Below are 24,543 nucleotides of genomic sequence, written 5' to 3' on the forward strand. Positions count from 1 at the left end.
TGAACCCTGGTTTCTCTTTTTTATTGAGAGTTATTTACCTGCAGTCGAGTACCACGAAGGGACAATTAAGTTAGATCATTCCCTTATCTCAAAACTCAAGTCGAGTTCGTTTATTAATCGGCCAAATCTGTGTTTTCATTAGTCGTTTAATAATTCAGCAAATTTATTCGTGTATGATTTTTTTGAGTGTTTCAGCGTCTGGTATTTCTTTCAGATTCAATAACACATCGATATTCAACAAAATCACCATTTTGCCTTTCACATCAACCAAGCCCTTAATGAACGTAGTATTAACTTCATCACCCATATCTGGCGGATGACGCATTTCCTCAACACCCAACGAATACACATCCGAGACTGCATCGACAACAATCCCGATCACTTTATTCCCTCGTTCACCAGCCACCTTCAGTACGATTACAACCGTCATAGGGCCATACTCGGCTTGTTCTAACCCAAAACGCAGACGTAAATCGATAATAGGTACAATGGTGCCTCGAAGATTAATGACGCCTTTAACAAAATCCGGACTGTTAGGAATCGGGGTTGCATCATCCCACCCCCGAATTTCCTGAACACTTAGGATATCGACCCCATATTCCTCTTCGGCCATAATGAAGGTCAAATACTGGTCTGTTGCCGCATCAGGAGACCCTAATACATTCTCAGGTTCACCTGAGACAGGAGGCTCAGTAACAGTACTTACGGCTTGCTCACTCATAACTTTTTTCCTTTCAAGCTGCTTGGTGATCGCTGCCTAATCGCCCTTTATTCTGTCCTGTCATTTTCAAGACACCTGAAATATCAACGATTAAAGCCACCTTGCCATCACCTAAAATCGTGGCGCCCGAAATGCCTTCAACTTTCTGATAGTTTTGTTCCAGGCTTTTGATCACCACTTGCTGTTGCGCCAGTAAATCATCCACAAACAGACCGACTTTTGAGTTGTCGGCTTCCACCACCACCAAAAGTCCGTTTTCTAATTCACGGTTATCAGGCTCGACTTTTAATAGCTCGTGTAGCTTAACGATTGGAACATATTCATCCCGTAAGCGAAGTACCTCTTTTTTGCCACCTACGTTATTGATCATGCCCATATCTACCTGCAAAGACTCAATGATAGAGACCAGCGGTAAAATAAAGACTTCCTGACCCACACGAACTAATTGTCCATCAAGAATTGCCAATGTCAGTGGAAGACGAATGGTAAAGGTCGAACCTTGTCCTGACACTGATTCCACTTCCACCGAGCCATTGAGTTCTTGAATGTTACGCCGAACTACATCCATGCCAACACCACGGCCACTGATATCAGAAATCACATCAGCGGTTGAGAATCCCGGATGGAAGATTAATTCATGGATTTGTTCATCGGAGAGACGATCACTTTCGGACACCAATCCACGTTCAATGGCTTTGTTCCGAATACGATCAACATCAAGACCTTTGCCATCGTCAATAATTTGAATAACGATGTTTCCACCCTGATGAAAAGCATTAAGAGTAATCGTACCGGTTTCAGGCTTACCTGCCGCCACACGTTGCTCGGGAGTTTCAATGCCGTGATCCAGTGAATTTCTCACTAGGTGAACCATAGGATCACCGATCTTCTCCATCACGGTCTTATCAAGCTCGGTGTTCTCACCCAACAGAACAAGGTCAATCTTCTTATTCATTGCCTTACTGAGATCTCGAACCAGCCGTGGGAAACGGCTGAAGGTAAAGCTGATTGGAAGCATCCGAATTCGCATGACGCTTTCTTGTAGCTCACGGGTATTGTGCTCAAGTTGCGCCAAACCTTCTTGCAAACGAACCAGCTTATCCATATCAAAGTTGGCGCCTAGCTGCCCCAACATGGACTGAGTAATCACCAACTCGCCCACCATGTTGATCAGGCTATCGATTTTATCAATACCGACACGAATGGATGTAGTTTCTGCCGCAGATTTTGATGCCGTCTTCTTCGCTGCAGGCTTAGCTGCAGCCTTATCATCCATGGCTGATGGAGCATCTGTAGTAGATGGAGCTTCTACAGCATCGGCGAGCGCCGTTTCAGCTACAGGTGATGGATCAGCAGAATCTACTTTGGCTGTTGAAATTTCTGAGGCGACTGTTTCTGAATGTGTTGTGTCTGAAGCAGCAACTTCGGCTACCACCGACAGCGGCTCACCCGCAGACGGGCTTTCAGCAACCTCTGAAGCCACGCCATCAACCCAGCGTATGGATAACTCGGATTCATCGATTACCCATTCAAAAACCTCATCAATGTCTTCCCGTTTACCGCCCTCAAGCCTCAAATTCCAAGCTAAATAACAAGATTCTGGATCAATTTGAGTAAATTCAGGAACATCACACACCACCACTTGGGAGGTTAATGTTCCTAGGCACTCAAGCTCTCGGAACATACGAACAGGTTCATTACCTGTTCGTAAGACATCAGCATCCGGTTTGAAATAAATGGCCCAATGGCCTTGATTATTCGACTCAGAATCGGTCGAATCTGAAGCATCGCTTGCAGAAATAACAGGCGTTTCTACACTCGAGTCACCAGCTGATGACTCTCCAGACAGAACAGCTTCGAATTCTGTTTTTAATTCCGTTGCCTGAGTGACTTCGGGTTCATCCCCCTGCTGCAAAGCCTGCATAATTTCTCGCAAGCAATCGACGGAGCGTAATAGCAGATCAACGTGATTAGCTTCCAGATTTCGGGAACCGGCACGAATCTCATCCAATAAGGTCTCGACCACATGGGTAAAATCTGCGACGACCTGAAAGCCAAAGGTACCCGAGCCCCCCTTAATCGAGTGCGCTGCACGAAAGATGGTATTAATAGTTTCCACGTCAAAATCATCGGGGTTTAAATCCAGCAGCCCCTCTTCCATGGAATCCAGCCCTTCAAAGCTCTCTTCAAAGAACACCTGATGAAACTGACTGAGATCTATGCTCATCCTTCCCTCCGTTCAACAGGAAACTCTCTTTTACCCCAGCACTTTTTTGATGGTATTAAGTAACTGATCTGGGTTAAAAGGTTTCACAATCCAACCTGTCGCCCCAGCTTGTTTACCTTCCATTTTTTTGTCACCTGCCGACTCAGTGGTCAACATCAAAATAGGCGTAAACTTATACTCAGCCAGGGTTCTAAGTTCCCTTACTAATTGAATACCGTCCATAACAGGCATATTTACGTCAGACAAAACCAAATCGAAGTCACTTTGTTTGGCTATGTTTAACGCTTGTTGCCCATCTGCCGCTTCTTCAACCTCAAATCCGGCGCCTTTTAGAGTAAAGGTCACCATTTGTCGCATCGAGGCAGAATCATCTACAGCTAAAATTTTCGGCATTTATCCAGCTCCTTTTAATTCGTGTCATTGCACGTTGCACTTATTATCTGAATTCAATATTCATCCAATTCGCTATCAAAACAATGCTTATACAGTCCGACCTACTAAATCCTTATATAACTCAATGAATTCCAAGAATTTCACTTAAACCCAATAGCTTAACCCCTGAAATGACTGACTCTGTCGGATTGATAAATGTCACCTTCAAACCTGCACTCTGAGTAGCAACTGTGAACGCATACAATAGTTGAAGGCTGGCTGTATCGGTTTGAGCAACTTTAGAGACATCTATTTCCACTGACTGATGGTTTGATAACGCACCTTCCAACTGTTCATGTAGGCTTTCAACGACAGAAATATGAAGTTTCTCACCCGCATCAATTTGGCAAACATCAGACATTGAACCTGCTCCTTTTGGAAAAAATCATACAGCCTTGATTAGTCTAGTCGTAAATCTTTGGTTTTCTAGGTAGATACAACGGCAAAATCGGTAAATCAAAGTAAGCGATATCTGAAGGGAGCTATCGGCGCGCAAACCAATATCTTTATTAAATGACTTGCTTCTTGCGAAAATGCTGAGCTTGAGAGAACTCATCCAGCATCTTTTGTTCTCGAACCCCTTGCTTTCGTTCTTCTTCCGCAAGTGATTTTTCGATCAACAATTCAATGGAGCGAACACGCGCATAGATCTTTTCATAGTGCTTACGCACCTGTTCTAGCTGGCGTTCGTAGAGATTAATAGACTGTTCTTGATGTTCGATGGCCCCGAGGATTCGATCGGCCAATAGCTGACGATTTCTGAAATCTGAAGCACTGACACCTTGCTTACCGATCTCCTGGGCTTCATTGAGATAATCCGTTCGATAATCTTTAAGCTGGCTCATCGAGCTCTGAGCTTTTTGGAGATTGCCAATGGCCTCAGCCAATAGTTTGGCGGCCTGATCCTTCTTCTTTTTTTCAAGATCCAAAACCAGCTGTAAGCGATCGGCTTTACTCATTGACGGTTACTCTCAACACTTCAAAAAACTATCTGGTCTGAGCCGCTGGCGGTGTCTGGACAGACTGAGCTGCTGCACCTTCAAGTCTTGGCCCGTTGGACTGTTGAGCATTGGCATTGTTTTGGGCTGCGGCTACTGCACTGAATTGCCCTAACCCTTTAATGCTTTCTTCCAATGGATGTGCTTCTCTCATACTCTGCTGCAAGAAAGCTTTCATGGCAGGATGAAGCTTAATAGACAGATCCGTTTCAGGATCACTCCCTGGGGCATAGGCACCAATGGTAATAAGGTCTCGATTCTGCTGATATCTGGAGTAAATTTGTTTGAAACCTTGTGCTGATTTTAGATGAGTGTCTGCAACGATCTGAGGCATGGCACGACTGATCGATGCTTCCACATCAATCGCCGGATAATGGCCTTCTTCCGCTAAACTCCGGGACAATACCACGTGCCCATCGAGAATCGCCCGTGAGGCATCAGCAATTGGGTCTTGTTGATCATCCCCTTCCGTCAATACGGTGTAAAAAGCGGTAATCGAACCACCAGTTTCATCACCATTACCGGCACGCTCCACTAATTGAGGAATCTTTGCAAACACACTGGGTGGATATCCTTTGGTTGCGGGTGGTTCACCCACTGATAAGGCAATTTCACGTTGTGCCTGCGCGTAACGGGTCAACGAATCCATCAGTAGTAACACGTCTTTCCCTTGATCACGGTAAAACTCAGCAATGGCCGTGGTGAGCATGGCTGCACGCAGACGCATCAATGGTGAATCATCGGCTGGGGACGCAACCACAACTGAGCGAGCTAAACCTTCTTCACCTAGAATATCATCAATAAACTCTTTTACTTCTCGTCCCCGTTCCCCGATCAAACCCACCACAGTAATGTCGGCTTTGGTATGTTTGGTCATCATGCCAAGCAAGACACTTTTACCCACACCAGAACCGGCAAACAAACCAATACGTTGACCTTTTCCTACGGTTAATAGTGAATTAATCGCACGAATTCCAACGTCAAGTGGCTCTCGGATTGGGCGACGTGCCAGCGGGTTAATGATGTCCCCAACTAATGGAACTTCGTCACTTGAATCAAGCGCACCCTTGCCATCAAGCGGTTGGCCCACACCGTTCAAAACGCGGCCTAGCAAACCGAATCCCACAGGAATTTTGCTTTGTCCTGGTAACGGAATCACCTTATCACCCGGCTTTAAGCCCACAGTAGATTCTGTTGGCATGAGAAACAGGCGGCCTTCCGCAAACCCAACCACTTCGGCTTCCACATGTTTTCCACCACCGGAAACAACGACACAATGATCACCCACCGTCGCGGTACATCCTGCGGCTTCAATGGTCATACCCACCATTCGAATCAAACGGCCTTCGGTAGCTGCAACCTCAGTTTCAGCCACCCGTCCTTTAGCGTCTTGCAGAAAAGTAAGAATATCCGTCATAAGACTGTCAGCCATCCTTAATTAAATAACTGGGTACGGATAAGACACGAAACCGTTCTGAGATTGAGCCATCCCTTGGTTCTGAGCCTGCGGATTCTGGTTAAAATAACTCGGAGCTGAATAACTAAAAGCACTAAAGTTCCCTTGCTGAGCCGGAATCAATGGTACTGGCTGTACAGGCATACCTTGATAACTTCCCCATTGGCCAGGCGCCATTCCCGGTTGCATGCCTTGCTGCATGTTCTGTGGCATTGGCATCATACCTCCCTGCATCGGAGTCTGCATCGACGGTTGCATGTGCTGCATAGGTTGCTGAGGATAGCCCTGCATTGGCATTCCAGGTTGCCCCATTCCTTGTTGAGGCATTCCCTGCTGCGGAGCGTACTGAGGTTGATACTGCATCTGAGCTTGCGCCTGCTGATTCATAGCTTGCGCCTGAGCCTGAGCTTGCTGTGCCTGCATCTGGGCATGTTGAGCCTGAGCCGTCGCTGCTTGCGCTTGCATTTGAGCCTGTTGCGCTTGTTGATTCATCGCCTGTGCATGAGCTTGGGCTTGTTGTGCTTGAGGCGTTTGCCATGCAAACGCTTCAAAGCCATTTCCTTGTGATGTCGGTTGCATCATGGATTTAACCTCAGGATGGTCTGAATCAGGAGCCGCTGCGCTTTGCTGACTCGACGGGTCACTCATTGCACCGTTGGAGTTATCAAGATCTGGTAATTCTTGAGGTGCCGTTTGATTAATATCTTCTACATCTTGCTCAGAGAAATCTTCCTGAGCCATTAAATCCGAGACTTTCTGATTTTCAGGATAAACCGTAGTGTGTTCATCTTGGGAAGCCGCATCAAAATCAAATACCTCAGAATCGTCGGCTTTTTCAATACCCTCTGATTCCAATTCTGGTAACGAGCCATTACCCAGTTCTTCGTCATCGGACGCTCCAAGCATCGGCTCTTCGGAAATCGGAGTCGTTTCATCCAGAGATTCTTGCGGCGCTTGAGGGTCAGTTTCGTTTACAACCGTTTCTTCAAAGGCGGTAAACTCAGAGGTATTTTCTTCAACCGCAGTTTCATCCTGCACGTCTTCTTGTTGTGCCGATGCTTGTTCATGATCAGAAGACTCAGCTGCTTCAGTATCCGCCAAAGTCTCAGCAGATGATGATTCAGCACTCTGCTCTTCTGAATGGTTCTCCAAGTCTTGAGGCGTTTCTGATATGTCAGACACTGGTTCTTCTACTGACACATCAACAGGCTCTTCTACCCGCTCGTCCACAGAATCAGAAGACGCCGCTGCGTCAGTCTCATCAAGTGACGTATCGCTTTCTTCCAACAGCTGTTCGCTTGGCTGCTCAGTTTCATCCGGATTAAGTGCGCCTTGCTCTGTGTTTTCATTATCAGCACTTTCATTATCATCACTCTCGTGATCAACCATTTCAGGCATCGCTTGTTCCGGTGCTTGCTGAGATTGAGAGCTGTCTGGAGATTGAGAGTCGTCTGGAAATTGAGAGTCGTCTGGAAATTGAGAGTCGTCTGGAAATTGAGAGTCGTCTGGAAGGTCATAGCCTTCCGCTAGAGATGACAGGGTCTTTTGAGTGTCGCTGGCTTTGTCTGCCGCCAAATCAATCGCCCAATCGGTACGACCTAACAAATTAAGAATGGCTTGTTGGAATCGATGTTCAGATGTCAAATCAACAAGAGACGGGCCGCTCTTGAGTTTCAAGCCCCCCGGTAAGATAGAATCATCCCCCACTATCTTCCATGTCGCGCCCGCTTCTTCCGCAGCATTTTCGACATGAATCAAATCGACCGGATTAACCGTCACCTCGATTTGTTCCCGAGAGGATTCCATTTGATCCAGACCTTGCTTCAACAACTCGGTAACCTGAGAAGAATCCGTTTGGAGCTCACGATGAATGACCGTGCGGCTGACAGCAGTAATGACGTTTAACAGGGATTCTTGAACTTGGCTGTTTAAATCTGCCAGAGGTTGATCAAATCGAGTCATCAAGTCTGCCAGATTTTTGACCTCAGCAGCGATGTCTTTCTGACCTTCCGCCAAGCCTTGCTTCAGACCTTTGTCATACCCTTGCTTAGTACCTTCGTCTTCACCTAATTTAAGGCCTTGGGCATGACCCTCTTTCTGACCTTTTGCCAAGCCTTCCTGATAGCCTTTTTCCTGGCCTTGGGTAAGCCCATCCTGATAGGCTTCTTGTCGAATACCTTCCACTTCTTCAGCAGTGACTGGCTCTATCTCAATTTCATTAGCGGCTTCATCCTTATCATCCAAAGACGGTAATTCCCAGCGTTCATACGCTGTCATAGCACCCGTCTCGGGGATTCGACCTACATTGTTTTTATTGGACATAGAGCACCTTTTATTACTGCTGACTACTACTGAACCTACTAATAAACACTATGGCTAAGTGATTCTGTCGATAATTAATGCAGCCAATTAACTCTTTCACGAATTCAGTAGAACGAACTCAAAACCACTCAACCCGAAACCACTGAAAATTGACTTAACTCGTATCAACACCTTATCAAATGCAAAGATCGTGACAGGTTTTACTGCCAATTTTATGGCACGCCCATATTCTTTAGTTTAGCCAAAAGAAAAGGCCAGAAACCCACTCTATTGAATCGACTTCTGACCTATTCTTATCCACGTTGTTTGTAGCTGGTTTGAAGAGGAATTACACCATATCTTCAGCACCGCCCAATACAATCTCACCAGCTTCTGCCATCTGACGAGCCGTTGCCAGAATCTCACGCTGTGCCGTTTCAACCTCACTGACACGAACCGGACCTTTCGCTTCCAGATCATCCATAAGCAATTCGCCAGCACGTTTGGACATATTCTTGAGGAATTTGTCTCTCACAGAGTCGTCCGCGCCTTTCAGAGCAATAATCAGTGAATCCGACTGAATTTCGCGAAGCAGCGCCTGAATACCACGGTCATCCACATCCACCAGGTTATCGAATACAAACATAAGGTCTTCAATCTGATTACCAAGCTCTTCATCCACTTCTTTAATGGCATCCATAAGATCGGCTTCGATTGAGCTGTCCATCATGTTCATAATATTCGCAGAGCACTTCACACCACCCATAGAAGCAGTCTGACCACCTGCAGTACCAGAGAACTGTTTCTCCAGAATTGAGTTCAACTCTTGCAAGGCACTTGGCTGAACCGCTTCCAACGCAGACACACGCAAAATGATGTCCAAACGTTGTTTCTCATCAAACAAGCCTAATACTTCCGCCGACTGATCCGGGTCCAGATACGCAATTACGATCGCCTGAATCTGAGGGTGTTCGTATTTGATGATGTCGTGTACCGAACGACCATCCATCCACTTAAGGGTATCCAGACCTTTGGTGTTACCACCCATTAAAATACGGTCGATCAAACCATTGGCTTTCTCTTCACCCAACGCCTGAGTCAACATACTCTTAATGTAGTCGTCAGAACCGATGCCTAAGCCGGTATGCATGCCTACATCATCAATAAAACTTTGAACCACAGCTTCCACGACATTGCGCTTAACCGTTGGTATTTTAGACATGGCGCTACCAATCGCCTGTACTTCTTTTGGCCCCATGTGCTTGAGGATTTCCGCAGCATCCGACTCACCCAAAGTCATCATCAAGATTGCCGCGCGTTCAATTTTTGGCATGCCTGAAACATCAGGTAATTGATCATCAGTCATCGTCGTTAATCCAGCCTTTTACTGCTTGAGCCACTCGCTGAGGATCTTCAGCAATAAGCGCCTTCAAAGCATTGAGTTGTCGTTCGAAACCTTCGGAAGGGCCTGGTAATAGTGAATCACCACCGGTCAAGGACACCAGATCATCTCCCATATCTTCACTTGATGCTTCCAGAGCAGCCAAATCTGCATCCAACTCATCATCAACCGTACTGTCTTCGTCTCTGCCACTTAAGTTTCTCAGCGTAGGCTTGATCACACCGAAGACAATCAGAAGAACAAACAAGAACGCAAGCGCCGGTTTGATAAAGCTGTCCCAGAACCACTGCTGAGCATAAAACGGCTGCTCTTCTAATGCCGCCTGATCATCAGGAAGGAATGGGCTGTTAATCACAGTCACACTGTCACCACGAGCCGCCTGATAACCTACCGCATCTTTAATTAATATAGTCAATCGATCGACTTCTTCCTGCGTCCAGGCCGTACGTTTCAGATCACCGGTATCAGGATCAGGCAGAAGAATGTCGTTTACTGCAACCGCCACACTTAATCGACGAACCTTACCTAATTCATGATTGGTATAGCTGATCACACGATCCAGTTCATAGTTACGCGTTGCCTGCTTACGAGTATTAGTTGGCGCCTGTGCCTGACCTTCCTCACCATTACCCGCAATCTCAGGTACACTCACTTCGCCTGGTGGTTGATTCGATAACGCCCCAGGAATCCCCCCTTCGATACCACCTACTTTCTTCTCATCCAAAACCTGTTCTGAACGTAACGCTGGCAAGTCAGGGTTGTACTGTTCTTCCGTTTGCTCTCGTGTGGTGAAGTCAACATCGGCAGACACTTCCGCCTTGAAGTTCTCGCCACCCACAATAGGTTCTAGAATACTGTAAATTCGGCGCGTTAACGTATCTTCAAGTTTCCGAGTGTAGTCAAATTGTTTCGAAGCGATTGCTAAATCTGAGTTTTCATCCTGAAGCGACAACAGACGACCTTTCTGATCCACAACCGTGACATCTTTTGGTTTCATTTCGGGAATACTGGACGCCACCATATTCACAATAGCGGTAGACTGTTCTGTCGTCAGAGCACGGCCAGCGTACAACTCAAGGAATACCGAAGCTGTCGGTTTTCTGGCATCACGAACAAACACCGAACGCTTGGGAATGGCTAAGTGAACACGCGCACTTTTGACCTGATTCATGCTGGTAATGGTTCTAGCCAGCTCACCCTCCAGACTACGACGATATTTTGTCGTTTCCATGAACTGACTGGTGCCCAGTGCCTGCTCTTTATCAAGCAATTCATAACCCATAGCTTGCGTTTCAGTAATTCCCTGCGCCGCTAACTTTAAGCGAGCCTGAGCAAACTGTTCGCTCTTAACCATGAGCATTCCGGTATTCGGGTCAACATGATAGTTAATGGCAGCCTGATCAAGAATTTCCATAACTTCATCCGTGTCATAACGGCCGAAGTCATTGATCAATGGCTTAAAGGTCTCTTCCTGAGTCCACATAACAACAGCAACGGCCATCGCGATACTTGCCGCCAGACCAATAATCAGCCCTGCCTGACGCATTACGCCCAAGCGCTCAAACCCAGCCACTAAGGGATGCATAGGTTTGGCTGGAGGTGCGTCTATCGACTCAAGCTCAGACAAGCCAGGGTCATGCAAACCACCTGTTGGCTGTTGCGAACTGCGCTGGAGTTCCGTGTTTCTAGCGGGAGCGACTTCAGTGGACCCTGTTTCTGCCGGAAGTCCGCCAGTGGTTGCATCTGCTGATACCGTTGCCATTCTCTGATACCTTTATTTTTAGGATTCTGTTATCAAAGCATTAGCTCTAACAACAACCTCTTTATCCATTTCCAACTGCCAATCGGTTAACTGGCCATTTGCCTAAGTCTGTTAAATAGGCATCTTCATAATTTCTTCATAAGCATTAATGAGCTTATTTCGAACTTGTGTCATAGCCTGAAAAGCCACACTGGCTTTTTGCGCTGCAATCATGACTTCAGGAATATCGACACTCGGATCACCCTTTTCATAGGCTGTTGCCAAACTCGACGCCTGCATCTGCGTCTCATTCACTTGATCTACTGCCATCTTGAGCAATTGAGAGAACTCAGGCGCATCATCTTTCTGAACTTCTCTTGGCGCCTGTACATCACCTAACTGACCTAATTGGCCCAGTTCCGCACTTTGCTTCGATTGCTCTTGAACCTGACTTCTCATCTGACGCATTTGCGACAGCACTTGAGATATATCTGATCTGACTTCCATAAGTTTCTCCTCGGCTTCTGGCGGTTTATTGTCGTTAAACTCATCAGCAGTGATACTGACAATAACAACGTCAAAAACCCGTTAGATTTTTCTCTTCTACAGGTAATTCAGCACAAAGCAGGCCAAGTTTGAAAAATCAGCAAAGAAAAATAGTAAAGAACTCGAAAGAAACGTCGATAAGAAATAGGAATTCGAAATAAAAAAGCCCGACCAGAAGGCCGGGCTTAAACGGAGAATTCGATCCACGCCACATGGATCTAAAAACGAGGTTTGCCGACCTCGTATTGAGGCTGTTTCCTACTTAGGAAGCAGCCAACAATTCATCAACATCAAGACCACTTTCACGCATTTTCGCTAACTTATAGCGCAACGTCCTTGGGCTAATTCCCAAAATTTCAGAGGTCTGTTTACGACTGCCATTTACCGATTTCAGGGTATTTAAAATCACCTGAAACTCACGCTGTTTAAGGTCATCCCCTAAAGAGGCTTCTGGCGTTGAGTCAAATGCATGACCAGAAGAAACACCGACAGAACTATTATCCAGTATACCATGTTTTTCCGGATTGCCTATGGAATGATCAACCATGAAAGACTCTTCTGAAACCGCTCGATTCACCGGTGCCACACCGATAGGCTGAACATTATTGGTAATTGCAGGCGGGGACATTTCCAGGCGAAAATCCTCTGCAGTCACAACATTTCCTTGTTGTAATACCAAGGCTCGCTGAACGGCATTATCCAATTCACGAACATTTCCAGGCCAGTTATATTGAGTCAGCATATGAATGGCACTGGAATCAATTTTCAATGCGCCTTTGCCCATTTTCTTACCGTGCTTTTTCAACAAACGTTTCGCTAATGGCACAATGTCTTTCGGGCGATCTCGTAATGCTTTCCATTGAAGTGGGAACACGCTTAGACGATAGTACAAATCTTCACGGAACTTCCCTTCTTGAACATATTCACGCAAATCACGGTTGGTTGTCGCAATCACTCGAACGTCCAGTTTAATTGTCTTGCGACCACCTAAACGCTCTACTTCTCGCTCCTGAAGCACGCGCAACAGTTTTGCCTGCAGGCCTATCTCCATCTCAGAGATTTCATCCAGAAGAATCGTTCCCCCGTTGGCCTGCTCAAATTTACCTGGTGCACCATTTACCGCGCCAGTGTAAGCGCCTTTCTCATGACCAAACAGAATAGCCTCAAGCATGTTTTCAGGAATGGCAGCGCAGTTAATCGCAATAAACGGCTCATTTGCACGCGGAGAGTTATCGTGGATGTAACGTGCAAGCACTTCTTTACCTGTACCGCTCTCACCAGAAATCAACACCGTAGATTCAGATTCCGCAACACGCTTCGCCAAGCTCAATAGATCTTGCGAACTCTGCTCCTCTGCAACGGGTTGATTTCTACCTGAAACCGCAGATTGATTCCCCAAGGTCGACTTAACAAGCTCCAGCAGAGTCTCAGATTCAAACGGTTTAACAAGGTAATCCGCTGCACCTGAGCGCACTGCACTGATAGCGCGCTCAATATCGCCATACGCTGTCATAAGAGCAAATGGAAGCCCCGGATGGTTGAGTTTGACTCGCGTCAGCAGCTCATGCCCATCGATACCCGGCATATTGACATCACTGATCACCATATCAACAGGAGTGTCTTTCAGAATGTCCAGCGCCATTTCGCCCGAAGAAGCCTCTTCGTATGGATAGCCTGCCACATCTAACGTCAAGCAAAGCGCTTCTCTTAAATCACGATCATCTTCAACCACTAAAATTTTTTGCTTTGCCATTATTCGACTCCTTCAATCTCTGCTGAAGTTAAATTTGCTAATGGAATCCTTAATTCCGCCTTCGTACCATCCCCCTCTTCAGAGGACAGAGTAAACTCACCACCATGCGCGGACACAACAGCTTTAACCACAGCTAAGCCTAAGCCAGTACCTTGCGATTTTGTGGTGTAGAAAGGCTCCATTACTTTTGAAAGTGTTTTCTTATCCATTCCTGGGCCATCGTCTTTAACCGCACAGATGAACCAAGCTTTATCTCTTGATTGCTTCAAAGAAATTTGGACAGAAATTTCATTACTGGTTGCTTGTGCCGCGTTCTCAACAAGATTTAGCACGGCACCGACTAAGGCTTCTGAATTGCAATAGAAGAGCTCTTCCGGACACTGATTTCTAAGTTCGACACAAACCGTATCCGGCCAATCATGAGCCGTAATTGCATCCTGAAGGGACAGACAAAACTCGCGAACTTCAACCAGCTCCGCAGTTTTTAAGTCCCCTTTCGCAAAAATCAGCATGTCTCGAACTTGTTGTTCAAGATGAGACAGACGAGACATTAATCTCTGAGCGATATCGACGCGCTTAACTTCATCTAACTCAGAAGATTTCAGATGCCCACCAAATAACATTGCCGCCGACAAAGGCGTACGAATTTGATGAGCCAAAGAAGCGACCATCTTACCCATGGCGCTTAATCGTTCATTACGGGAAACTTCTTCTTGCAGGCGACGTGTTTCTGTTTGATCTGTCAGTAATACGATCTGACCTGGCTGATTCTCCATAGATCGTGTCGAAATACTCAATCGGCTACCACAAACAGTAGACACTTCGTGACCATCATCTTGTCTAGGGCGGAAACAACTACGAATAACATCAACCCAACGGCTGCCAACAAGCGCTCCGGAAAACGCATTAAGAAGCTCTTGAGCTGCTGGATTACACTGCTCGATCAGACCACCTTCGTTAATAACAACGACACCACCAGGCAATAAATCCAACAAACTGGTAAGGCGCTCGGCAAGCTGCTCTTTTTCAGCCAGCTCTTTTAATCGTTCGGCCGTTTGCTTTTCAAGCTGGGAAGATAAATGCTGTACTCTCCCCTCAAGCATCAAATATGACTGACTCAGCTGCTGAGACATCTGACCAAACAACTCAAACGTCCGATGTAATCCCGCTAATTCAGTAGGCGCTGAAGCATCCTCCAGACTCATATTAGCGAAACTCTCAGGACTGAGTGCTTTCAATAACTTTGAGCTATCTGCGAGCATTCCACCCTGCAGATCTAAATTCCTTTGCGAATCAATCACTGTCATATTTACTACGTCCGATCATTACCTAAGTTAACCAGTTCTCTGGCACTTTCTTTGGATCTTACCTAGTAAAAGCAATCGACATGCCAACATATGTTTTCTTTTATATTCAACAGGTTACAAAAACAACAATGCTATTTGGCGGATAATTGACGATAATAAAGCATAGAAATCTAATTTATCGAGTCAAAATTATATCGCTCCAGAACACAAGCATCAGATCCACCTTACCGTTTCTTTTTAATTTCAATCCAATTGAAAATTATTCAGACATAAAAAAGCCCCGCATCTTTGCAGGGCTCTTTTACTTTGTAAACGAATACTAACTATCAGTCATCTGCGATTTGACGCTGTTGGCGTAAACGTTCCTTCGCCATGATTTGATCAGGACGAATCAAGAAGCGCGCAAGCGCTGGCAACAACCACAAGGCTCCAACCATGTTCCACAAGAACATAAAGGTCAGCAAGAAGCCCATGTTGCTCTGGAATTTAATAGAAGACCAAACCCAGGTCACAACACCGATTGCCAAAGTAACACCAGTAAAGGCAACCGCCTTACCTGTTGTTTTCAATGTTTCAAGGTAAGCAGCTTGTAGACCCAAACCATCACGAATGTAAGTTTCCAAACGGGTATAAATATAAATACCGTAGTCCACACCAATACCTACACCCAGTGCAATTACTGGCAGTGTTTCAACCTTGACACCAATACCTTTATAGACCATCAGAGCCTCACACAATACCGAGGTAATCCCCAGTGGTGTGATGATACACAGTACCGCACGAATAGAACGGAAAGTGATGAAACACAGAATAGATACTACCGCGTATACAAACACCAACATACGATCTTGAGCCGCTTCGATCACTTGGTTCGTTGCAGCATCAATACCTGCTGAACCTGCGGCCAGTAGAAACTCAAGCTCGCCTTCGATGTTGTAGCTTACCGAGAACTCTTCCGCTGCCGCCGTCACTCGCTCAAGGGTTTCAGCTTTATGGTCAGCCAAGAACAGAATCACAGGCGCCAAACTACAATCAGCATTCAACAAGCCAGAAGGCGCACGTTGAATAGAAGAGTTAAGAATTTGTTGGTTACGAGAAAGTGAGCGCCACTTCAAGTTACCTTCGTTCATGCCTGTAGTAACAATCTTAGAAACCGTTACAAGTGATGCAGTCCCCTGAACACCGTCTACGTTTTCCATCTTCCATTGGAAACGATCAATCGCGTCCATGGTTTGATAAGCAGAACACTGCTCGGTCGGCGTTTTAACCATAATGACCATTACGTCGGCACTGGTCGAATAGTTATCCGTAATAAAGGCATTATCTAAGTTATAACGAGAATCTGGATGAAGCTCAGGTGCACCTTTGTCTAAATCACCGATTTTCAAATCCTGACCATAGTAGAAACCGAAACCGGCCAACGCGATACCTATTAAAATAGAAATAGGAGCAACCGTTGGGTGCGCAAAATAGGATAACGCTTTTGCAATTTTTGGCTCAGAATTGGCACTACGCTGTAGATAATTCACACCCGTCTTCGAAATACCAACATAAGACATCAAAATTGGCAGAAGAACCAAGTTTGTGAAAATAATTACAGCCACACCGATACTCGCGGTGATAGCCAGCTCTTGAATCACGTCAATTTGAATCAATAGTAACGTTAAGAAACCAATACCATCACTCATCAGAGCCAACATGCCAGGCACATACAGATCACGGAACGCGTGACGAGCAGCACCAAGCTTGTCTTTCCCATCGGCAGATTCAATGGCAATCGCATTGATAATCTGTACCCCATGAGAAATACCGATTGCAAATACTAGGAAAGGTACCAGAACAGAATACGGATCTAATCCGAATCCAAGCAGGTTAAGAATACCCAACTGCCAGAATACAGCGATAATGGAACAAATTACTGGAATGATCGCGCCCTTAAAGCAACGAGCATAAAGAACCAACAAAACAAAGGTAATCGCAATAGCAATCAGTGCGAAGAAGCCAATGTCTTTAATACCATCCATTAGATCGCCAATCTTCTTAGCAAATCCAACGATGTGAATTTTTACGTTTTGGCCTTCAAACTTCTGACGGATCTTCTCTTCAAGTTTTTGAGAAAACTCTTGATAATTCAGCTGCTCACCCGTTTCCGGGTTTTTCTCAAACAAAGGCGCTTGAATAATTGCTGACTCAAAGTTGTTTGCAACAAGGCTACCTACCGTACCAGAACGAAGAATATTCTGACGCAGTTGTTCCAAACTTTCCTGAGATCCATCGTAGGTCGGTGGAATAACCGGTCCGCCCTGGAAGCCTTCCTCTGTCACTTCAACCCAACGAACATTTGGCGTCCAAATGGATTTCATACCCGAACGGTCAACACCTGGGATATAGAACAGCTCGTCAGTAATTTGACGAAGTGTTTCCATGTACTCTGCATCAATAATGGAGCCATTTGGATTTTCAACCGAGATACGAATGCTATTACCTAGATTCTCTAGGCTATCCCGGTTTTCCATCATATTCATGATGTATGGGTGTTTAAGAGGAATCAGTTTTTCTAAACGCGCATCAGGCTTAATATTAAGCGCACTGTATGTTAGGAAAACCGTCAAACCTAAAAAGATTAACAAGAAAAGTAAGCGGTTGTTAAAGAACAACTTCTCTAAAAATGGCTCAGTTTCCGGTGACAGGATATAGTTATCAGTATCATTACGATGCTTTGTCGACATCTACTTTCAACCCTATTTCTTAGTTATTATTCAGCGTTCGGCAACGCCAGATACAAGCCATCTTGGCCTACAAGCACAATGCCGCCATCCTTCGACTCTTCAATTCCAACCAGTGAACTTCGATCTTCTCGAACCGTGGTTGTGAAGTTTCGTCCAGAGTCATAGCTCTTTAATACCACACCATTATTACCTACAAGCATGATGGTTCCATCCTTGAAAGCTCGGCCTGAATTCAAAGTTTGCTCTGTATTTACTTCAATCTCCTCCCAGGAATCTCCTAGATCAGAAGATCGGAAGACATGTCCTCTCAAACCATAAACCAAGAGACCATTGAGTTGTCTTGTTGATACTGCACCAAAAAATGAGCCGTCGTATGGAGACTCAAGGGTTTCCCAGGTCGCGCCTTCGTCGGTTGAACGCATGATCAGTCCAGCTTCCCCAACAACAACTAGAGAGCCTGGCTGCACATCTACAATTGCGTTCAAGTGAAAACGATCTGGATTATCTAATCGACTTGCAATGTTATTCCAGGTTGCACCGCCATCGGTTGTTTGGAACATTTGGCCATAAGCACCAACGATGATTCCTGTGTTCTCATCTTTAAACCAAACATCCAAGAAAGGCTTAGTAGAGCCGCCTTCAAGGTCAAACTGTGCATCTTCTAATGAGAATTGAGCTTCCTCTAAAGCAAACTCAAGATCTTCAATCTCATCATCAGAAGCTTCTTCTAATTGAGCTTCCAACGCCTCAACGAACTTCTGTCGCTGAATCAGCGTTTGCTCATTCGCTTTGAAACCATCGAATTGACGAATCCAAGACTCACCGCCATCCGTCGTTTTCAATACCACTCCGTCATGGCCAACAGCCCAACCAGTGGTATCACTAACAAAGTCAGCGGCAATAATATTTACAATGACAGGTACATCTGATTGAACCCAGCTTTTACCGTTATCGTCAGAATAAAGTATGTGCCCTCTTTCGCCTGAGGCGACCAGACGCCCACCGTTCAGACGATCAATATCCAACAGCAATGATTCGACCGCTTTTGAGGACTTGACCGCAGGTGTATCCAGAACATCAGAGAAAGATAAGGCTTGCTGACTAAGGCTGAGACCGCTCGCTGCCACTAGGGGTAGAAGCAAGGATTTCAAAGCCCGGGTTTTCACAGTTTTGACCATATATGGACTCATACAACAGTTTCATGAACTCAGTTACAACAAGAGTAGCCTAAGTCGCTACTCTTGCATCTAAATGACTTACATCAGGCTATAGACCTAACGAGTTCCTCGCCTTCTTAGAGAAGAAGGTTTGAAATAACGTTTCTTAGGTATCGGCTGACTAAAGTCAATTGTTGAGGATTCTTCCGAATCCAAATTCTGTACCGCATATCTGCGAGCTTGAAGGTCATGGTAAACGTCCAAAGCCGTCCAAGTCACAGGCATTTCATAATAGTTCTTCAAGTACGCCATAGAGACGCGCCACAGTTCTCCACGGCCATCGTACTGATCAATGGTCGCAACACTCCAGCTGTCCTCGTCAATGTACAATCTACGTTTTGTATAAATATGACGATTGCCTTTTTTCAACGTCCCTTCAATCACATGCACACGGTGCTTCTCGAAGCGCGTGTATTTAGGGTTAACGTGTCCAGCCCACAGCAAGTCCGAGTACTTAGTACTAGGGTCGCTCAACATATAGTTATTGTATGGAATCAACTTCTCTTCAGTGCCAACGTACTTCCAATCAAAACGATCAGGTGAACCGTTGATCATGTCAGTGTCATCCGCGGTTCTTAAACCGTCCATTGCTGCAATTGGCGTATCGTAAGCCAGAGTTGGAGCTCGGCGTACACGACGCTGACCGGCATTATAGCCCCACGCTTTACGTGGCTTTTTCATCTGATCCACAGTTTCGTGAACCAATACCGCACCACCAGCCAAACGTGGCGGCGCTTTTACAAACGATAGATAATAAAACAGGATATTATCCAGCTTCTTCTCAGAACCTTCAGGATTATAGTAGTTGAAATACGCCTCTTGATGAGAAGTTACCAAGTTATAATCGCCATTTCGTTGTACTGCCGCTTCTGACGCACGACGTACAATATAGATACCACGCCATCTCATTACGTGGTTCCAATACATCTCCAAACCATCTTTCGAGGTTTGCGCAGCCAATGGGAAAGGAATACCACCGTACGCCTTTTTCACCCCATTACCTTTGTTTGCCAGCACCGCTTTGGTCGCATTCTTCATGGTATTTTCGTATACCCATTCAGGTGCGGCCTGTGTTCTTCGAGTCTTATAAACAGGTACTCTGTATGTTTCAGGATACGCTGCAAATAGGGCTTTCTGACCATCCGTTAAAAGGTCAGAATATTTATTCATATTTTTTGAAGTAACCGTAAACAGTACTTCGTCATCCGGAAAAGGATTCGGATGATGATCACCTGGTCCTTCATAATCAGGTGGAGGTGTAGTTAACCCTCCCGCCCATTCAGGAATACTGCCATCGGCATTTCCTGCTCTTATCGCTCCAAACGGAGTTAAATCGGTTTTCAATCTTGCGGCTTCTGATGCTGAAACCTTGGCTTGCGCCATAGGTGCTATCAAAGCCAAGCCCGTTAGGGCAATTAGTGTTTTACGTAGCGTCGACATACAAACTTTACCTGACCATTTTTATTAGATTTCTTTTGGCAGAAACTTACCTATCTCAGAGCCCTCCTGGCCTTAGAGAATCAACAATACAAAAAACTCTCCACAATATCGAGCTCACGCGAACGAAAATATAGGAATGAACAAAGCAAGTTAACCCTTTGTTACAAAGGGCAACAAAAATCACCCGAATCCTTATCTTCCTCAGAGCTACTGATATTTAAATCAATAAAAATCATAAGACTAACTGAGACTTTTACTGACGACTTCGTACAAGTCTTTTGATAATTCAAGTTTTGATAACCCTTCTAACTGGACTTTCATTTGAAGACCACGAGCTTGATCATAACTTTTCCACTTCACCAAAGGGCTTATCAAACGAGCGGCTATTTGTGGATTCATCTGGTCCAGCTTAGCAACTTGCTTCGCCAAGAACTCATAACCACTGCCATCCGCCGAGTGGAAGCTTTCGACGTTCGCCATTGCAAACGCTCCAATAACCGCCCTCACCTTATTTGGATTCTGGTATTCAAACAACTCATGGCTTAACAACGCACTGACTCTGGAGAGTGTTTTACTATCAGAACGGCTGACTTGAACTCGGAACCATTGTTCGAGCACCTGAACATCGTCACGCCACTGGTTAAGAAAAGCATCGGATACTCGTTCAGCAGAAGCTTCATCGGCATGTTTCACAATGAAACGAAACGCCGACAACTGATCTGTCATATTGGTCGCCGTTTCGAATTGTTTTAAAGCGATAGGTTGGAATGAAGACAAATCAGCCAACATCAGATATTCCAAGGCTAAATTCTTAAGCTTACGAATCCCGACCTGCTTTGGCTCAAACCGGTATTGTTGCTCTTGATTTAAATCAACAAACAACTGCTCCAATTGAGCTTTAAGAGCTTCAGCCATCCATACTCGCAACCCTTTTCGAGCCTGAGCCACAGATAAAATATTAATGCTTGGAACAAGCTGTAGAAATTCAGATTCAGAAGGTAGGTTTAACAACTCTGCTTTCACAGCATGCTCAACGTCCGAATCATTAAGCAACTGAATCAAAGACGTTTTTAAGCCGTCTAGCAATGATGAATCAAAGCCACCATTTACATGTTGAATAATTAGTTTCTTGTAGATTATCTGGCACTGTTCCCAACGGTTAAAACCATTAGAGTCGGATGCGATTAACTGTATTCTTTCTTGGTCTGACAAATCATCAGACAGCAGCACTGGCGCTGAGAAATCTCTAAGCAAAGACACAACCGGTGTTGTATCGGTTTGATTTGCTAATTTCAGCTCAAGCGTCTGTTCTGACGCATCTATCAACCAAACGCCTCGTTGAAGATCAAAACGATCATCATCCGCTGTCAATTCAAGCTGTTGGCCGTTGTCGCCTAGTACCCCTAACTCAACAGGGATGACAAAAGGCTCTTTAGCTGAACCATCGGCGGTTGTAGGCGTGGATTGCACCGCTTTTAATGACAGCACACCAGAATCAACATCAAACGTTCTCGAGATGTCTAAACGAGGCGTACCTGCCTGACTGTACCAACGTTTGAACTGGGCAAGATCGCGACCACTTACCTGCTCCATCGCCCACACAAAGTCATCCGTCGTAGCAGCCTGACCATCAAAGGTTTCAAAATAAAGATCCGAACCTTTACGAAAAAGCTCCGCGCCCAGAATAGTTCGTAACATTCGAACCACTTCCGAGCCTTTTTCATAAATGGTCACTGTATAGAAGTTGGAAATTTCCATATACGAAGCAGGACGAACCGCATGGGACATAGGACCAGCATCTTCAGGAAATTGATGTTCTCTAAGGAAGCTGACATCTTCCAGACGCTTCACTGCGCGACTGCCCATGTCCGATGAAAACTCTGCATCACGGAATACGGTAAAACCTTCTTTGAGGCTCAGCTGGAACCAATCTCGACAGGTCACACGATTACCAGACCAGTTATGGAAGTACTCATGCCCAACGATCCCTTCTATTCGAGCAAAGGCTTCATCGGTCGCCGTTTCAGGTGTCGCCAAGACACAAGAGGAGTTAAAGATATTTAATCCCTTATTCTCCATTGCGCCCATATTGAAGTGATCAACCGCGACAATCATGAAAAGATCAAGATCATACTCTCGACCATAAACCTCTTCATCCCATCTCATCGAACGTTTCAAAGACTCAAGCGCATGATCGCACTTATGTTCATTGCCCTGCTCGACAAAAATCTGAAGCAAAACTTCTCGGCCAGATTGAGTGGTAAAACGATCTTGCTGACAAATCAAATCACCTGCGACGAGAGCAAACAGGTAGGAAGGTTTTGGGAAAGGGTCATGCCATTCAGCAACCACCTTTCCGTCTTGTTCGATACGAGACACCTGATTGCCGTTTGATAGCGCAGTAGGATATTTTTCTAGATCCGCCGTAATTCGTGTCGTAAACACAGACAACACATCAGGACGATCCTGGAAGAAAGTTATGCGACGAAAGCCTTCGGCTTCACATTGAGTGCAATACATGCCGCCGGAAATATACAGGCCTTCCAATGCGGTATTGCGATCAGGATAAATTCGAGTTGTACATTCAAACTCGAAGGCATCCTTATCCAGGTTCAAAGTCAGTGAAGTGGCCGTTAATTCATAATCAGCCTCAGACAACGCCTGACCATCAACTTTAACTTCAAGCAACTCTAGTTCGTTACCATCCAGTTTGAATTCGTTTGAAGCATCTTGACGCTTGGGATTTCTAACCACTTTCAAACGTGAACGAACCAAAGTATGGTCGGCTAACAGTTCAAAATCTAAGAAGGTTTCCTTGGTAGTAAATGCCGGGGGCAAATAATCTTTTAAATAAATGGCTTGGGCTGGTGCCTGCGACATGAATGTTCTCCGAGCGGCCGGAAGGTTCTATTCCCCACCTTCCAGCATTTATTATTGTAGTTTTGTATTTTGTTTTAACTGAGACAGAGCGGGCTTTTTCAAAAATTCTCTAGCAACTCAATATCTATTTCATAACCAGTGAAACGCCGTAAATTAATGACGCCGGAATCAAAAATCAGGTATTGCCCTTTAATGCCCATCAGTTTCCCAGAAACGTCAGGCTCTTTATCAAAATTAAAGGAATTAACTTTAGCAGGATATTCCAAGACCGGATAATCAATCTCGATAGATTCTGAGTGCAACAGAGGTTGAATTGAATTAATGCCGTATCGATTGGTAATTTCTTCTAATTCACTCTTACTTTCTTCTAGCAGGCGATCCCTTACTTCAAGCATATCCAAAGATTCTGGAACACCTTTCAACATGGTTCGCCAGTTGGTTTTGTCAGTGACGTGCTGCTTCATAATCACTTCAACTAAACCGGACAAATGGCGATTCATGGTGCGAATAATAGGAATAGCCTGAGAAGCGCCTTGATCAATCCAACGCGTTGGCACTTGTGTACCACGAGTAATCCCGACTTTGATGCCGGACGAGTTTGCCAGATAGACGTAATGAGATTGATTGCAATACTGCTCACCCCAACCCGGTTCACGGCACGTATTCTGGTCAAAATGACACTTTTCCGGAGACATAATACACGCATCGCAAGCGGCTTTGGTGGTAAAGCATTTATAACAATAGCCCTGACTAAAGCTCTTATTGGTATCTGCACCACAACCAATACACTTGATATGCTGCTTATACGTCAACTTCAATGACCGACCAATCAGGTCATTCATCATCAAGTCATCACCTAATCGATACTGAACAGGTGACAATAAGCGCACGCGCATTTTATTCAAATGGCCAGAATAGACCACTCCAGGAACTATCTCTTGCGAACCCTTACCAACGTCCAATGCTTGCTCAGCCATTGGCTCTATTTTTTGAGGTTCATCAGACGAACCATCAAACAAATCACTTTGCATAATAAAACTCAGGGAAGACATCCAAAGATAAGTGGATTATTGGAGATTCTGGACAGCAATCTGACGCTTTAACTGCTCTTCTTGTTCTGCCTTCTTACGCTTATGCTCAGGCATTGATTCACGATCAATAAAACCAACTCGCTCTGATTCAGGCACATTATTCGCTTCATAATGAAGAATTGCTTCTAAGCAAAGATTCACTTGCTCTTTCGTCAGTCGTACACCATTTGGCCAACGCCCCAACTCTACAGCCGTTTTTAAATTCCCGTAAATTTCAGGGTTAATTGAGCGAATCAGATCGTCTAAGGTCATCAGCCAAACTCCAGCAATCAAAAGATAGGCTATTGTATTAGCCCTGACAG

The 24,543-nt window shown here is 45.2% G+C and carries 18 protein-coding genes; all 18 read right to left on the reverse strand.

The window, feature by feature from the left end; genetic code table 11:
• Window positions 1-163: 163 nt before the first annotated feature.
• A complete protein-coding gene (locus tag ACFOEK_RS02475; RefSeq protein WP_386715673.1) occupies window positions 164-721 on the reverse strand; it encodes a chemotaxis protein CheW in 558 nt (185 codons plus the stop codon).
• A 13-nt stretch (window positions 722-734) separates the two neighbouring features.
• Window positions 735-2,948 carry a chemotaxis protein CheA gene (locus ACFOEK_RS02480; RefSeq protein WP_386715676.1) on the reverse strand — a complete coding sequence of 738 codons (2,214 nt, stop codon included), beginning with the start codon at window positions 2,946-2,948 and terminating at the stop codon, window positions 735-737.
• Window positions 2,949-2,978: 30 nt separating this feature from the next.
• Entirely contained in the window at window positions 2,979-3,341 is a 363-nt protein-coding gene (locus tag ACFOEK_RS02485; protein WP_386715679.1) for a response regulator, read from the reverse strand.
• Between the two features lie 121 nt (window positions 3,342-3,462).
• Entirely contained in the window at window positions 3,463-3,741 is a 279-nt protein-coding gene (locus tag ACFOEK_RS02490) for an STAS domain-containing protein (RefSeq protein WP_386715682.1), read from the reverse strand.
• A 148-nt stretch (window positions 3,742-3,889) separates the two neighbouring features.
• Window positions 3,890-4,339, reverse strand: coding sequence for a flagellar export protein FliJ (fliJ, locus tag ACFOEK_RS02495; protein WP_386715685.1), 450 nt, complete (start codon window positions 4,337-4,339; stop codon window positions 3,890-3,892).
• 28 nt (window positions 4,340-4,367) lie between these two features.
• The gene (fliI, locus tag ACFOEK_RS02500; protein ID WP_386715688.1) at window positions 4,368-5,795 is read right to left on the reverse strand and encodes a flagellar protein export ATPase FliI; all 1,428 of its coding nucleotides are present in this window, start codon (window positions 5,793-5,795) and stop codon (window positions 4,368-4,370) included.
• A gap of 21 nt (window positions 5,796-5,816) precedes the next feature.
• Window positions 5,817-8,156: a flagellar assembly protein FliH gene (locus ACFOEK_RS02505; protein WP_386715691.1), complete on the reverse strand. Its 2,340-nt coding sequence runs from the start codon at window positions 8,154-8,156 to the stop codon at window positions 5,817-5,819.
• A gap of 328 nt (window positions 8,157-8,484) precedes the next feature.
• On the reverse strand, window positions 8,485-9,501 hold the full coding sequence (gene fliG, locus ACFOEK_RS02510; RefSeq protein ID WP_386715694.1) for a flagellar motor switch protein FliG: 1,017 nt from the start codon (window positions 9,499-9,501) through the stop codon (window positions 8,485-8,487).
• A complete protein-coding gene (gene fliF / locus ACFOEK_RS02515) occupies window positions 9,494-11,299 on the reverse strand; it encodes a flagellar basal-body MS-ring/collar protein FliF (protein WP_386715697.1) in 1,806 nt (601 codons plus the stop codon). The genes fliG and fliF overlap by 8 nt, the downstream gene beginning before the upstream one ends.
• A gap of 111 nt (window positions 11,300-11,410) precedes the next feature.
• Window positions 11,411-11,785 carry a flagellar hook-basal body complex protein FliE gene (fliE, locus tag ACFOEK_RS02520; protein WP_386715700.1) on the reverse strand — a complete coding sequence of 125 codons (375 nt, stop codon included), beginning with the start codon at window positions 11,783-11,785 and terminating at the stop codon, window positions 11,411-11,413.
• Window positions 11,786-12,086: 301 nt separating this feature from the next.
• On the reverse strand, window positions 12,087-13,577 hold the full coding sequence (locus tag ACFOEK_RS02525; RefSeq protein ID WP_386715703.1) for a sigma-54-dependent transcriptional regulator: 1,491 nt from the start codon (window positions 13,575-13,577) through the stop codon (window positions 12,087-12,089).
• Window positions 13,577-14,884 (reverse strand): sensor histidine kinase, encoded by a 1,308-nt coding sequence (locus ACFOEK_RS02530; protein ID WP_386715706.1) that lies wholly within the window; start codon window positions 14,882-14,884, stop codon window positions 13,577-13,579. Before ACFOEK_RS02530 ends, ACFOEK_RS02525 begins: the two co-directional genes overlap by 1 nt.
• A 326-nt stretch (window positions 14,885-15,210) precedes the next feature.
• Window positions 15,211-17,613: an efflux RND transporter permease subunit gene (locus ACFOEK_RS02535; protein WP_386715709.1), complete on the reverse strand. Its 2,403-nt coding sequence runs from the start codon at window positions 17,611-17,613 to the stop codon at window positions 15,211-15,213.
• Window positions 17,614-17,639: 26 nt separating this feature from the next.
• Window positions 17,640-18,803 carry a WD40/YVTN/BNR-like repeat-containing protein gene (locus ACFOEK_RS02540; protein ID WP_386715712.1) on the reverse strand — a complete coding sequence of 388 codons (1,164 nt, stop codon included), beginning with the start codon at window positions 18,801-18,803 and terminating at the stop codon, window positions 17,640-17,642.
• Window positions 18,804-18,887: 84 nt separating this feature from the next.
• The gene (locus ACFOEK_RS02545) at window positions 18,888-20,270 is read right to left on the reverse strand and encodes a DUF1329 domain-containing protein (protein WP_386715715.1); all 1,383 of its coding nucleotides are present in this window, start codon (window positions 20,268-20,270) and stop codon (window positions 18,888-18,890) included.
• 240 nt (window positions 20,271-20,510) lie between these two features.
• On the reverse strand, window positions 20,511-23,150 hold the full coding sequence (gene pepN, locus ACFOEK_RS02550; protein ID WP_386715718.1) for an aminopeptidase N: 2,640 nt from the start codon (window positions 23,148-23,150) through the stop codon (window positions 20,511-20,513).
• A gap of 98 nt (window positions 23,151-23,248) precedes the next feature.
• On the reverse strand, window positions 23,249-24,181 hold the full coding sequence (locus tag ACFOEK_RS02555) for a DUF2797 domain-containing protein (RefSeq protein ID WP_386715721.1): 933 nt from the start codon (window positions 24,179-24,181) through the stop codon (window positions 23,249-23,251).
• A 36-nt stretch (window positions 24,182-24,217) separates the two neighbouring features.
• Window positions 24,218-24,493: a YeaC family protein gene (locus ACFOEK_RS02560; protein ID WP_386715724.1), complete on the reverse strand. Its 276-nt coding sequence runs from the start codon at window positions 24,491-24,493 to the stop codon at window positions 24,218-24,220.
• Window positions 24,494-24,543 lie beyond the last annotated feature (50 nt).

Source organism: Litoribrevibacter euphylliae (assembly GCF_042646085.1).
Classification (GTDB): domain Bacteria; phylum Pseudomonadota; class Gammaproteobacteria; order Pseudomonadales; family Litoribrevibacteraceae; genus Litoribrevibacter; species Litoribrevibacter euphylliae.